General features: G+C 67.1%; 14 protein-coding genes. 6 read left to right on the forward strand and 8 right to left on the reverse strand.

Annotation, left to right across the window (positions count from 1 at the left end; all coding sequences use genetic code 11):
* Positions 1–257: 257 nt before the first annotated feature.
* A complete protein-coding gene (locus AGI3411_RS00690; protein WP_129525771.1) occupies positions 258–1,163 on the forward strand; it encodes a LysR family transcriptional regulator in 906 nt (301 codons plus the stop codon).
* Between the two features lie 22 nt (positions 1,164–1,185).
* On the opposite strand, the gene AGI3411_RS00695 is transcribed toward AGI3411_RS00690, so the two are convergent.
* The 8 genes from AGI3411_RS00695 to purT all read right to left on the reverse strand — a co-directional run bounded on the left by AGI3411_RS00695 (position 1,186) and on the right by purT (position 10,285).
* Positions 1,186–1,737, reverse strand: coding sequence for an adenine phosphoribosyltransferase (locus tag AGI3411_RS00695; RefSeq protein WP_129525530.1), 552 nt, complete (start codon positions 1,735–1,737; stop codon positions 1,186–1,188).
* 54 nt (positions 1,738–1,791) lie between these two features.
* A complete protein-coding gene (cydC, locus tag AGI3411_RS00700) occupies positions 1,792–3,489 on the reverse strand; it encodes a thiol reductant ABC exporter subunit CydC (protein WP_129525531.1) in 1,698 nt (565 codons plus the stop codon).
* A complete protein-coding gene (cydD, locus tag AGI3411_RS00705; protein WP_244240230.1) occupies positions 3,486–5,165 on the reverse strand; it encodes a thiol reductant ABC exporter subunit CydD in 1,680 nt (559 codons plus the stop codon). The genes cydC and cydD overlap by 4 nt, the downstream gene beginning before the upstream one ends.
* 77 nt (positions 5,166–5,242) lie before the next feature.
* Positions 5,243–5,368: a cytochrome bd-I oxidase subunit CydX gene (gene cydX, locus AGI3411_RS00710; protein ID WP_043546919.1), complete on the reverse strand. Its 126-nt coding sequence runs from the start codon at positions 5,366–5,368 to the stop codon at positions 5,243–5,245.
* A gap of 15 nt (positions 5,369–5,383) precedes the next feature.
* On the reverse strand, positions 5,384–6,538 hold the full coding sequence (gene cydB / locus AGI3411_RS00715) for a cytochrome d ubiquinol oxidase subunit II (protein WP_129525533.1): 1,155 nt from the start codon (positions 6,536–6,538) through the stop codon (positions 5,384–5,386).
* A 13-nt stretch (positions 6,539–6,551) separates the two neighbouring features.
* The gene (locus AGI3411_RS00720; protein WP_129525534.1) at positions 6,552–8,126 is read right to left on the reverse strand and encodes a cytochrome ubiquinol oxidase subunit I; all 1,575 of its coding nucleotides are present in this window, start codon (positions 8,124–8,126) and stop codon (positions 6,552–6,554) included.
* 127 nt (positions 8,127–8,253) lie between these two features.
* Positions 8,254–8,799, reverse strand: a complete 546-nt coding sequence (locus AGI3411_RS00725) for a GbsR/MarR family transcriptional regulator (RefSeq protein WP_043546925.1) — start codon at positions 8,797–8,799, stop codon at positions 8,254–8,256.
* A 268-nt stretch (positions 8,800–9,067) separates the two neighbouring features.
* A complete protein-coding gene (gene purT, locus AGI3411_RS00730; protein ID WP_129525535.1) occupies positions 9,068–10,285 on the reverse strand; it encodes a formate-dependent phosphoribosylglycinamide formyltransferase in 1,218 nt (405 codons plus the stop codon).
* A 104-nt stretch (positions 10,286–10,389) separates the two neighbouring features.
* Between purT and AGI3411_RS00735 the strand changes: the two genes are divergently transcribed.
* From AGI3411_RS00735 to lptB, 5 genes are read left to right on the forward strand one after another with little or no spacing between them, the layout of a single operon-like run.
* The gene (locus tag AGI3411_RS00735; protein ID WP_129525536.1) at positions 10,390–11,379 is read left to right on the forward strand and encodes a KpsF/GutQ family sugar-phosphate isomerase; all 990 of its coding nucleotides are present in this window, start codon (positions 10,390–10,392) and stop codon (positions 11,377–11,379) included.
* Complete coding sequence (locus AGI3411_RS00740) at positions 11,376–11,984, forward strand: KdsC family phosphatase (RefSeq protein ID WP_208747993.1); 609 nt, start codon at positions 11,376–11,378, stop codon at positions 11,982–11,984. The genes AGI3411_RS00735 and AGI3411_RS00740 overlap by 4 nt, the downstream gene beginning before the upstream one ends.
* A gap of 37 nt (positions 11,985–12,021) precedes the next feature.
* Positions 12,022–12,654, forward strand: coding sequence for an LPS export ABC transporter periplasmic protein LptC (lptC, locus tag AGI3411_RS00745; protein ID WP_129525538.1), 633 nt, complete (start codon positions 12,022–12,024; stop codon positions 12,652–12,654).
* Complete coding sequence (gene lptA, locus AGI3411_RS00750) at positions 12,651–13,280, forward strand: lipopolysaccharide transport periplasmic protein LptA (protein ID WP_129525539.1); 630 nt, start codon at positions 12,651–12,653, stop codon at positions 13,278–13,280. Before lptC ends, lptA begins: the two co-directional genes overlap by 4 nt.
* A gap of 33 nt (positions 13,281–13,313) precedes the next feature.
* The gene (gene lptB / locus AGI3411_RS00755) at positions 13,314–14,108 is read left to right on the forward strand and encodes an LPS export ABC transporter ATP-binding protein (protein WP_129525540.1); all 795 of its coding nucleotides are present in this window, start codon (positions 13,314–13,316) and stop codon (positions 14,106–14,108) included.
* The last annotated feature ends 40 nt before the right edge of the window (positions 14,109–14,148 follow it).

Raw genomic sequence — 14,148 nt, forward strand, 5'->3', positions numbered from 1 at the left:
GAACATATTTGCACAGATGGGACAATTACACGCCGTATCCTCTCAAATATGCGCAATTCCTGCACAGCGCCCCGCGAGATCGTTCTGCCACAAGCCTTGCCGGCGTTCAGTTTTGCGCAAGGTACGTAACGGGACATGGTGCCGCCACGTGCTGGATGGCATGTGCGCTGTTGGGAAATAGACATTTCTGCTGGCGGGACAATAATTCCATTTATGATACGAATCTGCCAGAAATGGAATTGAATCACGAGGACCTCATGGATATCCAGCTTAACGACATCGCGCTATTCGTCGAAGTCGCCAAGCGCAAGAACTTCAGCCATGCCGCCGAAGCCTTGAATATTCCCACGTCCACGCTCTCGCGCCGTGTCAGCGAACTGGAACGCAGCATCGGCATGCGCCTGCTCAACCGCAGCACGCGCAAGATCGACCTGACCGAGGCCGGCGCCATCTACTTCGAACGCTGCCGGCACATCGTGGAAGAAGCGCGCATCGCGCATGACCAGCTGCTGGACATGGCGGTGCAGCCCAAGGGGCGCCTGCGCATTTCCCTGCCCACCAGCCTGGCGCAGCTGTTCCTGCCCGCCGTCATCCGCGAGTTCCGGGAGCAGCACCCCGACATCGAATGCGATTTCGACCTGAGCATGCGGCCGATCGACCCCATCAGCAATCCGTTCGACCTCATCCTGCGTTTCGGGCAGCAGCCGGATTCCAGCCTGATTTCGCGCAAGATCGTGCTGATGGCCCACCAGCTCTACGCATCGCCCGACTATCTGGCCCGCCACGGCGAACCGCGGGTGCCGGCGGATCTCAGCCACCACGAGTGCCTGCGCCCCACCATGCGCGAGGAATCATCCTTCTGGATGCTGCATTCGGGTGATAAGGTGGAACGCGTGCAGGTATCGGGGCGCTTGTCCGCCAACAACGTCGGCATGCTCGGCCGGCTGGCCGGGCAGGGCCTGGGCATCACGCCGCTATTGGTTTTCGACGCCATGGAGCGCGCCATCAAGCAATCCGGCCTGGTGCGCGTGCTGCCCGACTGGAGCCTCACGCCCCTGCCGCTGTTTGCGCTGCTGCCCTCGCGCATGCTGCCCGCCAAGACCAAGGCCTTCCTGGATTTCATCCAGCCCCGGTTGTCCGAAGACGTCGTCCGCGCGGCGTAGGCCGCGCGCCGGGCGCTTGCCGTCAGGGCGTGTCGGCGCCGTACTGACAGACCGTGTACAGCGGCGTGCCGGTAGCCGCGACCTTGGCCGATCCGCCGAGGTCGGGCAGGTCGATGATGGCCGCGGCCTCGACTACATTGGCGCCCAGGCGCTGCAGCAGATTGATGGCGGCCAGCATGGTGCCGCCCGTGGCGATCAGGTCGTCCACCAGCAGGACGCGCTGGCCGGTGCGCACGGCGTCCGTGTGCATCTCGACCGACGCATTGCCGTATTCGAGCGAGTATTCCTCAGCCACCGTGCGGAACGGCAGCTTGCCCTTCTTGCGCACGGGCACGAAGCCCAGGTTCAGTTCATAGGCCAGCACGCTGCCCACGATGAAGCCGCGCGCGTCCACGCCCGCGACGAGATCCAGCCGCTGGCGCATGTAACGGTAGACGAAGAGATCGATCAGTACCCGGAACGCGCGGGGATCCTGCAGCACCGGCGTGATGTCGCGGAAAACGACACCGGGTTGAGGCCAGTCTGGAACGCTGCGGATGGTGCGCCGGATGTACTCGGCGTAGTCGGTCTGCATGGAAGACGGCCCTGAAGAATTGAAGCAAGGCGAACTATAACCTCGCAACCGCGCTTAAGCCAGGATTGCCATCCCCGATGACAATTCATGAAGCCTTCCGGCCCGCAATTCGCAGCAACGGTCGACCGCCCCCGGCGGCAGGACCGCATGCGTGGCGAGCACCACCGTGCGTCCCCGTACTGCCGACGCCAGGTCCTGAAAGAATGCCGTCTCGGCGGCGGTGTCCAGGCCGGCGGTCGGCTCGTCCAGCACGATGACCGCGGCCGGCGACAACAGCGCGCGCGCCAGGCACAGACGGCGCGCCTGCCCGGCCGACAGCCAGGAGCCGGTCTCGCCCGCCCAGGTGTCCAGGCCGTCCGGCAGCCCGCGCACAAAATCGCCGAGCCGCGCGGCATCCAGGGCGCGCCACAACGCGGCATCGTCCGCCTCGGGATCGCCGATCAGCAGATTGGTGCGCAGCGTCCCCAGGAACACAGGAGCATCCTGCGACAGCAGCGCAATGCGCCGGTGCCAATCGGACTGGGCACAGGCGCGCGCGTCGCAGCCGCCGAAGCGCACCTGTCCCGACTGCGGGTCCTCGAGGCGCAAGAGCAGATGCAGCAACGTCGACTTGCCGGCGCCGCTGGGCCCCAGGATGGCCACGCGCTCACCCGGAGCCATGCGCAGGCTGACGTCATCGAGCACCAGCGGGCCGATGCCCTGCGTCCGGGCCGGATAGGCAAAGCGCACGCGGTCCAGTTCCAGCACGCCGCTTTCGGGCAAGGCTTGCGGCGTGTCCGGGTCCCGCATGTCGGGTTCGCATTGCGTCACCTCGCGGATGCGCGCCGCCGCCGACATCGCGGACCCCATGCGCGAAGCGCCCCGCATGATCGGGCCCGCCACCTCGAAGATGCCGATGACCGCGAGCAGCAGGCCCACAAGCGCCGGCCCGCTGATCCGCCCCGACTCGAGCGTCTCGAGACCGAACCACAGCATGGCAAGCACCGACGCGCCGGCCGCGACCTGCAGGAAGAACTGTCCGCGGGCCGCCACCCGCGCCTGGCTGCGCCGCGCCCCGGCGCTGGCCTCGCACAAGCGTTCGAAGTGCTCCGCCGTCTGGGCCTGCGCGTGCAGGGCAACCATGTCCGCGTGGCCGTCCACGGCATCGAGCGTCGCGGCGCGCAATCCCGCCGCGCTTTCCTGGGCGGCCGCTCCCGGCCGGCGCGCTGCCCGCAACAGCCACAACGGCACGGCCACGCAGGCCGCCAGCAGCGCCAGCGCGACCGCCAGCGCGGCGGCCGGCATCCAATACCCCAGCACCGCCGTCAGGAGAGTTCCCGCCAAAAGCGCGGTCGCCAGCGGCGCCAGCACGAACAGGAACACGGTGTCCAGCGCATCCACGTCGCCTGTCATGCGCGCCACGAGGTCGCCGTCGCGATAGCGCGCCAACTGCCTTGGCGTCAGCCGGATCAGCGCGGCAAATACCGCGGCCCGCAGGTCCGCCAGCAAGCGCAGCGTGGCCGCGTGCCCGACGACCCGATCGGCATAGCGCGACACGATGCGCAGGAACGACAGGCCCCGCACCAGCGCCGAAGGCGCGAACAGATTGAATGCGCCGCCCGCGCCGGCCAGCGCGGCGCCGGTCAGGAACCAACCCGACACGCCCAACAGGCCTACGCCCGCCGCCACCGTGGCCAAGGCACAGAACAATGCGAGTAAAAGCCCGCTTTTTCGGCGCGCATACAGCGGCAGGAGCAACAACAGATTCTTCATGCGTCTTCCACTTTTCCACCGGCCAGGCGCAGGGCCCGGCCCAGCCGTGCCGCCACGGCGGGCGCGTGCGTCGCCAGCAGCAAGGTCCGGCCGGCGGCGAATGCCAGGATCTCATCCAGCACGCGCGCCTGCGTAGCCTCGTCCAGGTGCGCCGTGGGCTCGTCCAGCAGGATCAGGCCGGGATCGCGCAGGAACAGCCGCGCCAGCGCGACACGCTGCGCCTGGCCGCCGGACAGGCCATGCCCGCGGCCGCCCAGCGGCGTATCCAGCCCTTGCGGCAGCGCCGCCGAGAATTCGAGCACGCAGGCGCGCCGCGCGGCATCGAGCACGGCGGCGTCGGAGGCGCCAGGACGGCCCAACCGGATGTTGTCGGCAATGGAACCCGCCAGCAGCTGCGGCTTCTGTCCGATCAGCGCCACGCGCTCCCGCAGGGCCGGCTCGCGCCATTCGGCCAGCGGCAGGCCGTCGATACGGATATCTCCTTCGCCAGGCCTCAGCCGCGCGATCGTTTCGATCAGCGTGGATTTCCCGATGCCGCTCGGCCCCATCAGCGCCGCATGTTCACCCGGCGCCAGCGCAAGCGAGGCGCCGGACAGCACCGGCTGGCTGCGGCCGGGTGCAAGCAGGCGCAGGCCGTCGACGGCGAGCGCCGCGCCTTTGCCGCCGTCCGCGCGGGCCGGATGCGCGGCTCCGCCCTCGGCCTCGCCGAGCGCATCGTCGTCCTGCGGCAGGCCGTCGAACAGCGCGGCGATCTGCGTGACCGCCGCCAGGGCGGCCGCGCGGTCGTGATAGTGCGCTGCGAACTGCCGCAGCGGCGCGTAGACTTCCGGCGCCATCAGCAGGCAGAACAGGCCCGCCTGCAAAGTGAGCGGCGTCCAGCGCAAGTCGAGGAATCCCAGGTAGGTCAGGCCGATATAGACCGCCACCCCCGCCACGCCCAGCGCCGCGAAGAACTCCAGCACCGCCGAGGACAGGAAGGCGATGCGCAGCACCGACATCGTGCGTTGGCGCAAGGCGTCGCTGGCCGCCACGACGGACGCGGCTTCCGCCTCGGCCCGGCCATGGAGTTTCAGCGTGGACAGCCCGCGCAGGCGGTCGGCAAAGAATCCCGACAGACGGGCGAAGGCGCGCAGGTGCCGGCGGCTGGCGCCCTGGGCGCCCCACCCCACCAGGGCCATGAACAACGGAATCAGCGGCGCGGTGATCAGCAGGACCAGCCCGGCGATCACATCCACCGGCAGCAGCAGGACGGCAAACGCCACGGGCAGCAGGGCCGCCGCGGCCATGGCGGGCAGGTATTTGGCGAAGAAGCCGTCCAGCGCCTCGACCTGGTCCACCACGGCGCTGGCCAGCTCGCCGGCGGCCCGGCCCCGGCTCCAGTGCGGCCCCTTGCGCACCAGCCGCCGAAAGAGCGACTGGCGCACGTGGCGCTTGATGCGTTCGGAGGCGTCGGCGCCGGCGCGCTCGCCCGCCCAGCTGATGCCGGCGCGCAGCAGCATGAGCCCGGCAATGCCCAGGATGCGGCTGATCAGTTCGTGCCGGGGGACCTGCCCGACGATAGCGGCATCCAGCACCCTGGCCAGCAGCCAGGCCTGCACGACCAGCAGGACGCCGCTCGCCAGGGGAGCCGCGCCCGCCAGCAGCAGCGGCAGCCTTGCGGCCCTGGCAAGCGCCATCAGCCACCGCGACTGCTCGCGCGGCGGTTTTTCCAGCGCTGCCGAAGGATCGTGCTCGAGCGCGCTAGCGGCGCCCCTCACTCGTCGTCGCGGCTGGCGCGCGGGTCATGCGTATGCCCTTCGCGCAGCTCGAACCACATCGCGTTGAGGATAGCGAACGCGCACGCCAGGCCCAAGCCGAGTATCCACGAGAAATACCACATGGTGGAGGCTCCTTGTCAGTATGAATTGGGCGTGCCGCCCACCGATTCTTCCGTCACCTTGCCGCGCATGACCCGGTACACCCAGGCGGTGTAGAGGGTCACGATGGGCAGGAAGATGGCGACCGCGATCACCATGATCCACAGCGTCATGTGGCTGGACGAACCGTCCCAGATGGTCAGCCCGGCCTGCGGCTTCGTCGAGGACGGCATGATGAACGGGAACAGCGAGAAGCCCACCGTCAGGATCACGCCGGCAATCGACACCGCAGACGCCAGGAAGGCCAGCACGTTGGCGCGCGCGGTCAGCAGCAGCGCCACCAGCACGGCGCCCCCCACGCCCAGCGCGGGCGCGATCCACATCAGCGGCCACTTCGCGTAATTGGCCATCCATGCGCCGTTCTGCACCGATACCGTCTTGAGCATCGGATCGGACGGGCCCGCCATGTCCACCGCGCTGGTGATGACGTGGCCGCCCACGCCGCCGGCCACCCAGAAGCCACCGGCGACGAACAGCGCGGCGGTCAGCAACGCGCACAGTCGGCCCCAGTTGCGGGCGCGCGACGACACAGCGCCCTCGGTGCGCCAGGCCAGCAGCACCGCGCCGTGCATGGCCAGCATCACCACGCTCAGCACGCCCGCCAGCAGGGCGAACGGCATGAAGAGCTGGAAGAAATGCCCTTCATAGATGGGACGCAACGTCACCGGATCGAAGGTGAAGGGCACACCCAGGATGATGTTGCCCATGGCCACGCCGAACACCAGCGAGGCCACCACGCCCGAGAAACACAGCACGGCGTCCCAGCGGCTGCGCCAGCGCGTGCCTTCCATCTTGCTGCGGTACTTGAAGCCCACGGGCCGCAGGATCAGCGCGATCAGAACCAGCATCATCGCCAGGTAGAACCCGGAGAAGGACGCGGCGTACAGCAGCGGCCACGCGGCGAAGATAGCGCCGCCCGCCGTGATGAGCCAGACCTGGTTGCCTTCCCAGACCGGCCCCACCACGTTGATCACCACCCGGCGCTCCACGTCGGTCTTGGCGACCACCGGCAGCAGCGCCGCCACGCCCAGGTCGAAGCCGTCCATGACGGCGAAGCCGATGAGCAGCGCGCCCAGCAGCACCCACCACACTACGCGCAGCGTGCCGTAGTCGAAAGGAATAAGAGTTTCCATCGCTGTCTCCTCCTCAGGCGCGCACGGCGGCGCGCACAGGATCGGCCGCGGCGCTGCCCGGCGCCGGCCCATCGGATTTCGGTCCGGCCTTGACGGCATGCAGCATGACCTTCACGCCGATGATCAGCAACGCCGTATACAGCACCAGGAAGATCGACAGGCTGATGACCAGGTCGACGATCGTCAGGCCCGACGCCGCATAGTAGGTGGGCAGCACGCCTTCGATCACCCAAGGCTGGCGGCCGTACTCGGCCACGAACCAGCCGCTTTCGATGGCCACCCACGGCAGGGGCAAGCTCCACAGCGCCACCTTGAGCAAGCCGCGCCGGCTGTCCAGGCGGCCGCGCGAGGCCAACCAGAAGGCCACGCCGAAGAACAGGATCAGGTACATGCCCACCGCCACCATGATGCGGAACGCCCAGAACAGCGGCGCCACGTTGGGCACGGTATCCACCGCCGCCTTCTTGATATCGGCCTCGGTGACCTTGCTCATGTCGGGCTGGTAGCGCTTGACCAGGAGGGCGTACCCCAGGTCGGGCCAGGTTCGGTCGAACACCATGCGCGCGTCCACGTCCTTGGGATTGGCGCGGATCTTCTGCAGGGCGTCATAGGCCACCATGCCGTCGCGGATACGGTTCTCGGCGCGCAAGATCAGGTCGTCGATGCCCAGCAGCGGCGTTGTCAGCGAACGCGTGCCGATGATGCCCATGACGTAGGGGATCTCGATCGCGAAATCGTTCTTGCGCTCTGCCTGGTTGGGGATGGCGATCAGGTTGAAGGACGCGGGCGCCGGCTCGGTGTGCCACATGGACTCGATGGCCGCGATCTTCATCTTCTGGTGTTCGGTGGTGAGGTAGCCACTTTCGTCGCCCAGGACGACGACAGACAGCGCCGACGCCAGGCCGAAACTGGCCGCGACCGCCATCGAACGCTTGGCCAGGTCGATATGGCGGCCCTTCAGCAGGTACCACGCGCTGATCGACATGACGAACATGGCGCCGGCGACATACCCCGCGCTGACCGTGTGCACGAACTTGGCCTGGGCCACCGGATTGAAGATTACCGCGGCGAAGTCGGTCATTTCCATGCGCATGGTGTCGGGATTGAAGATCGACCCGACCGGATTCTGCATCCAGCCGTTGGCGATCAGGATCCACAGCGCCGAGAAGTTGGTGCCGAAAGCCACCAGCCAGGTCACCGCCAGGTGGCTGACCTTGGACATACGGTTCCAGCCGAAGAAGAACAGGCCGACGAAGGTGGCTTCCAGGAAGAAGGCCATCAGCCCTTCGAGCGCCAGCGGCGCGCCGAAGATGTCGCCCACGTAGTGGCTGTAGTAGGACCAGTTCATGCCGAACTGGAATTCCATCACGACGCCGGTGGCCACTCCAAGCGCGAAGTTGATACCGAAGAGCGTGCCCCAGAACATGGTCATCCGCTTCCAGATGGGGCGGCCGGTCATGACATACACGCTCTCCATGATGGCCAGGATGAACGACAGGCCGAGCGTGAGCGGGACAAACAGGAAGTGATAAAGCGCGGTCGCGGCAAACTGAAATCGCGACAGGTTGACGACGTCGAGATCAATCATTGGGGCGCTCCCAAGCAATCGAGGTGCCGCGGCAACCGGCATGGTTCCCAGGCCGTCTCTCGCGCCATGTTACGGGCGTTGGATACAACTTCATAGAGGTTTCCTGAAAAAACGAGGCGGATCAAGATCAGGCCTTGCCCCGCAATTTGCCGGCGAAGCCCAGCACCTTTTGCACTTTCGAACCCAGTTTCATCAGGTTCTGCAGGGTTTCGGGCGGCAGTCGTTGAACCTCATCGAACCATCCGGTGGACAGTTCGATGAGCTCCAGCATTTCGTTCATGCGTTGTTGCGCGTAGGCCTCATCGGGCCCCGACGGGGGCTCCAGCAGCGTGTCCCGCAACAGGGACAGCGTGGGGTCGATTTCGCGCTTGCGCTTCTCTTCCATCAGGATGCGGAAGATTTCCCAGACATCCTTGGGCGTCTCGAAGTAGTCGCGGCGGTCGCCGACCTGGTGGATCAGCTTGACCAGGCGCCAGGATTGCAGCTCCTTCAGCCCGAGGCTGACGTTCGAACGCGAGAAGCCCAGCGTCTCGGCGATGTCGTCGGCATTCAGGGGCTTGGGGGAGAGGAATAGCAGGGCGTAGATCTGGCCGACCGTGCGGTTCACGCCCCAGCGGCTGCCCATTTCCCCGAAATGCAGGATGAAGCGTTCGTTTTGAGGGGTGAGAGCCATGATCGATCAACGCCAGCGAGGTCTGGGCAGCGGCCCGGACTGAAAAATCCAGTTACGCTGATTTCAGAAATTCCTGAAATTATCGAACAAACTATGAGAAAGCGCAAACCACATTGGCGGGAGGGGCAAGGCCGCAAGCTGCGGCGATTTCGGCCCTTGGCCGCCCGGCGCCGGCCTGCGCGATGCGCCGCGGACGAACAAAAAAGGCCCCCCGCCGGAAGGCGGGAGGCCTTGATGGGACCCTGCGGCAGGGAACGGGAAAGGCGGCTCAGCCGGCCTTGACGGACACGGCGGCGGAAACCCGCTTGGCCTTGGCGCGCGCGGCCGCGACGTCTTCGGCAACGGCCAGGCCCACGCCCATGCGGCGCTTGACGAAGGATTCGGGCTTGCCGAAAAGGCGGACGTCCGTGCCCGGCTCGGCCAACGCCTCGGCCACGTTGTGGAACGAGACTGCGGCGGCCTCGACGCCGCCGTAGATGACGCTGCTGGCGCCAGGCTGGCGCAGGCTGGTATCCACCGGCAGGCCCAGCAGAGCCCGGGCGTGCAACTCGAACTCGTTCTGGACCTGGGTGATCATGGTGACCATGCCCGTGTCATGCGGGCGCGGGCTGACTTCCGAGAACCAGACCTGGTCGCCGGCCACGAAGAGCTCCACGCCGAAGATGCCCAGGCCACCCAGGTTGGAGGTGACGGCCAGCGCGATTTCCCGGGACCGCTCGAGCGCGGCCGGCGACATCGGATGCGGCTGCCAGCTTTCCACGTAGTCGCCGTCGACCTGTTTGTGGCCGATGGGTTCGCAGTAGCGGGTCTGGACCTGGCCGTCGGCGCCGCGGGCGCGCACGGTGAGCAGGGTGATTTCGTAATCGAAGCGGATGAAGCCTTCGACGATGGCGCGGCCACCGCCCACCCGGCCGCCCTCCTGGGCGTAGCGCCAGGCGGAAGCGATGTCGTCGGCGTTCTTGATCAGGGATTGCCCCTTGCCCGAGGAGGACATGACCGGCTTGATGACGCAGGGATAGCCGATACCGCCGTCGATGGCCTGGCGCAACGCTTCTTCCGTGTCGACGAAACAATAGGGCGAAGTGGGCAGCCCCAGGGTTTCCGCCGCCAGGCGGCGGATGCCCTCGCGGTTCATGGTCAGCTGGGCGGCGCGGGCCGTGGGCGTCACCCGCGCCACGCCGGCCGCTTCCAGGTCCACGAGCAAATTGGTGGCAATGGCTTCGATTTCGGGGACAATAACGTGCGGCCGCTCCTGGTCGATGACTTTGCGCAGGGCCTCCGGGTCCGTCATCGAGACCACATGCGCCCGATGCGCCACCTGGTGGCCCGGGGCGTCGGCGTACCGATCCACCGCAATGACTTCCACGCCCAGCCGCTGCAGGGCGATGATGACCTCTTTGCCCAGTTCGCCCGAACCAAGCAGCATGACTCGGGTGGCCAGGGGAGACAAGGGCGTGCCAAGAACGGGGCTGGGAATGCTGGACATGGGACGAACCTGGAAAGGGAGTTTGAAATCCGTTGAAAAGAGCCGCCAGGATGCCATACCCCCCTGCCCGGGGCAAACCCGCATACTGATATTAAAATCCGTCCATGACTGACCATCCCACAACATCGTCCGAGACCGCGCTGGCATCTGCGCGCAGAACGCTGCAAATCGAAAGCCAGGGGCTGCAGGACCTGTCCGCCCGGCTGGACGACAGCTTCACGCATGCCGTCGCCATGCTGCTGGCCTGTCGCGGCCGCGTGGTGGTCAGCGGAATCGGCAAAACCGGCCACATCGCGCGCAAGATCGCCGCGACGCTGGCCTCGACCGGCACGCCTGCCTTCTTCCTGCACGCCGCCGAAGCCGTCCACGGCGACCTGGGCATGATCACCCGGGACGACGTGATCATCGCCATTTCCTATTCGGGCTCCGGCCAGGAACTGCTGACCGTCCTGCCGGTCGCCCGCCGGATGGGCGCGCGGCTGATCGCCATGACCGGCAATCCGCAATCCGAGCTGGCCCTGCTGGCCGACGTCCACCTGGACGCCAGCGTGGCCCAGGAGGCCTGCCCGCTGAACCTGGCCCCCACGGCCAGCACCACCGCCGCGCTCGCCCTGGGCGATGCGCTGGCCGTCGCCTGCCTGGAAGCGCGGGGATTCGGCCCGCAGGATTTCGCGCGCTCGCATCCGGGCGGTGCCCTGGGCCGCCGCCTGCTGACCCACGTGCGCGACGTGATGCGCCAAGGCGACGCCCTGCCCATCGTGATGGCCGGCACGCCGGTCTCGCAGGCGCTCGAGGTCATGTCCGCCAAAGGCATGGGCATGACGGTCGTAACCGACGCGCAGCACCGCCCGCTGGGTATATTCACCGATGGCGACTTGCGCCGCCTGATCGCCCGGCACGGCGACATCCGCAGCCTGACCGTGGAGTCGGGCATGACACGCTCGCCGCGCAGCATCAACCCCGACGCGCTGGCGGTCGAGGCCGCCCAGCAAATGGACGAACAACGGCTCAACCACATGCTGGTGCTGGACAACGACGGCGCCCTGCTCGGCGCCCTCCACATGCATGATTTGATGGCCGCTAAAGTGGTATGACTATGACTCTTTCTGCTTCCCTGACGCATCCGGCCGACGCGCTGGTCCTCGCCCGCATCCCCGCCAACGTGCGTGAACGCGCCGCCGCCGTGCGCCTGATGGTCTTCGACGTGGACGGCGTGCTGACCGACGGCAGCCTCTACTACGGCGAAAGCGGCGAACTGCAGAAGCGCTTCAATGCGCTGGACGGCCACGGGCTGCGCCTGTTGATGGAAGGCGGCCTGAAGGTCGCGCTGATGACCGGCCGCTCCGGTCCGATCGTGGCGCGCCGCGCCGCCGAGCTGGGCATCGCCGAAGTCGTTCAGGGCGTGCGCGACAAGGGCGGCGCCCTGTCCGAACTTGCGCAGCGTTCCGGTGTCCAACTGAATCAGGCCGGCTATATGGGCGATGACATCATCGACCTGCCGGCCATGCAGCGCGCCGGCTTCGCCGCCAGCGTGCCGAACGCGCCGGGCTACGTCAGCCAGGCCGCCCACTGGATATCCTCGCAACCGGGCGGCAGCGGCGCGGTGCGCGAATGCTGCGACCTGCTGCTGGCGGCCCAGGGGCGCCTCGGCGCGTTCCTGGCGGCTCCGGGCCTGCTCGGCCCGGGCGCGATCCAATGACCGCCGCGATAACCAACACGCCCTTGCGGCGAACCCGATGAAAGAACGCTTTCCCTCTCTGATCGCGCTGTTCCTGCTGCTGGTGCTGGTCACCAGTTCGTGGTGGGCGGCCGACTATGCGCAGCGAGCCATCCAGGTGGACCCGCCGCGCCGCATCACCCACGAGATGGACGCCTGGTCCCGCGACTTCGTCATGCTGCGCACCGATCCCAGCGGCCGGCCCATCAACCGCCTGGAAGGCGAATACGCAGAACATTTCCCGGATGATGACTCGTACCACATCACCCAGCCGCGCGCGGTCGGCCAGCGCGAGACCAACCCCATCACGGTGGCCGTCTCGAAGACGGCCGTGATGGAGCAAGGCGGCAAGCGCATCGTCATGAACGGCGACGCGCACGTGCACCGCCAGCCGGACGCCAACAACGACATGCTGGACGTGCGCAGCCAGCAACTGATCATCCTGCCCGACGAGGACGTGGTCTACACCGACCTGCCGGCCGAGGTGCTCAAGGGCCGTTCCCGCATGAACGGCAAGGGCATGCACTACAACAACAAGACTCGCCAGCTGCAGGTTTCGGCATCGACCGATGTGGAAATTGCCGGCTCCGAAGGCAAACAGCAACGTCGGACCGAAATTCCCGCCAACAACACTAACCAGAAGAAACCATGACCGACCTCCGGATTCTCCTTGCCCCGACGACCCGCCTGATCGGCGCCGTCCTGCTGACGGCCTCGGCGCTTGCGCCGGCCCACGCCGCGGATCCGGCGCCCAAGGCGGCCGCGCCGGCCGAAGAGCCCAGCACGCTGATCCTGTCGGACACGCTGCACTACGACGACGTGAAGAAGCAAAGCGTCTTCACGGGCAACGTCAACCTGACGCGCGGCCTCATGACCCTGTCGTCGGACACCCTGCAGATGAACGAGGACGCGCAAGGCAACCAGTTCGGCACCGCCACGGCCAACAAGGGCAAGGTCGTGACCATCCGCCAGGAACGTCCCGAGACCTTCGAACTCATCGAAGGCAAGGGCCTGCGCGCCGAATACGACGGCTCGAAAAGCACCTTCGACCTCATCGGCCAGGCCGTCGTGATCCGCTATGTCTGTGGGAAACCCTTCGATACCATACGCGGCGAACGGGTGCGCTACAACGAGAAGACCGGCACGTACGAAGCCCAAGGCGGCCCCAATTCGTCCGCGGCGGGCGGCCGGGTCCGTTCAGTGGCGGAACCGCGCGCCAAATCGGACGCCGCCATCGCGGAATGCCGCAAGCAGCAAGCCACCAAGAAAGGGCGCTGAAGCGCCCCCCATGCAACACCACTCGCAGCCACGATGAACCAACCCTCAGTGCAGACTCCCGTGACCTCCGCCCCTTCGGGCGTCAAGCAGGGCAGCCTGCGTGCAACCGGTTTGCGCAAGACCTATAACGGCCGGACCGTGGTGCAGGACGTGTCCCTGTCCGTGGTCAGCGGCGAAGTCGTCGGCCTGCTCGGCCCCAACGGCGCCGGCAAGACCACCAGTTTCTACATGATCGTCGGCCTGGTGCCGGCGGATGCCGGCCGCATCGAGATCGACGGCGCCGTCATTACCGCGATGCCCATCCACAAGCGCGCGCGGATGGGGCTGTCGTACCTGCCCCAGGACGCCTCCGTCTTCCGCCGCCTGACGGTGGAGCAGAACATCCGCGCGGTGCTGGAACTGCAAACGGGGCCGGATGGACGGCCGCTGTCGACGCCCAAGATCAACGAGCAGATGGAATCCTTGCTGGAGGAGCTCCAGATCGGCCATATCCGCAGCAATGCGGCCATTTCACTGTCGGGCGGCGAACGCCGCCGCGTCGAGATCGCGCGCGCGCTGGCCACCAGCCCGCGCTTCATCCTCCTGGACGAACCCTTCGCCGGCGTGGATCCGATCGCCGTGATCGAAATCCAGCGCATCGTGCGTTTCCTGAAGGGACGCGGCATCGGCGTGCTGATCACCGACCACAACGTCCGCGAAACCCTGGGCATCTGCGACCGCGCCTACATCATCAGCGAAGGCAAGGTCCTGACCGACGGCCACCCCGATGAAATCGTGGGCGATCCCGCCGTGCGCCGCGTCTACCTGGGGGAGCACTTCCGCATGTAACCGGCAGCTCCGGGAAGACCCCTAGGCGCGTTGATACGCC

It is taken from the genome of Achromobacter agilis (assembly GCF_900496965.1).
GTDB lineage: Bacteria > Pseudomonadota > Gammaproteobacteria > Burkholderiales > Burkholderiaceae_B > Achromobacter > Achromobacter agilis.

Coding starts and splice junctions, on each gene's coding strand:
- AGI3411_RS00725 (WP_043546925.1), bottom strand. CDS start 8,799: ATGGCTCTCACCCCTCAAAACGAACGCTTCATCCTGCATTTCGGGGAA.
- lptA (WP_129525539.1), top strand. CDS start 12,651: ATGACCGACCTCCGGATTCTCCTTGCCCCGACGACCCGCCTGATCGGC.
- lptC (WP_129525538.1), top strand. CDS start 12,022: ATGAAAGAACGCTTTCCCTCTCTGATCGCGCTGTTCCTGCTGCTGGTG.
- AGI3411_RS00690 (WP_129525771.1), top strand. CDS start 258: ATGGATATCCAGCTTAACGACATCGCGCTATTCGTCGAAGTCGCCAAG.
- lptB (WP_129525540.1), top strand. CDS start 13,314: ATGAACCAACCCTCAGTGCAGACTCCCGTGACCTCCGCCCCTTCGGGC.
- cydX (WP_043546919.1), bottom strand. CDS start 5,368: ATGTGGTATTTCTCGTGGATACTCGGCTTGGGCCTGGCGTGCGCGTTC.
- AGI3411_RS00720 (WP_129525534.1), bottom strand. CDS start 8,126: ATGATTGATCTCGACGTCGTCAACCTGTCGCGATTTCAGTTTGCCGCG.
- cydB (WP_129525533.1), bottom strand. CDS start 6,538: ATGGAAACTCTTATTCCTTTCGACTACGGCACGCTGCGCGTAGTGTGG.
- cydC (WP_129525531.1), bottom strand. CDS start 3,489: ATGAAGAATCTGTTGTTGCTCCTGCCGCTGTATGCGCGCCGAAAAAGC.
- AGI3411_RS00695 (WP_129525530.1), bottom strand. CDS start 1,737: ATGCAGACCGACTACGCCGAGTACATCCGGCGCACCATCCGCAGCGTT.
- purT (WP_129525535.1), bottom strand. CDS start 10,285: ATGTCCAGCATTCCCAGCCCCGTTCTTGGCACGCCCTTGTCTCCCCTG.
- cydD (WP_244240230.1), bottom strand. CDS start 5,165: ATGGCGCTTGCCAGGGCCGCAAGGCTGCCGCTGCTGCTGGCGGGCGCG.
- AGI3411_RS00735 (WP_129525536.1), top strand. CDS start 10,390: ATGACTGACCATCCCACAACATCGTCCGAGACCGCGCTGGCATCTGCG.
- AGI3411_RS00740 (WP_208747993.1), top strand. CDS start 11,376: ATGACTATGACTCTTTCTGCTTCCCTGACGCATCCGGCCGACGCGCTG.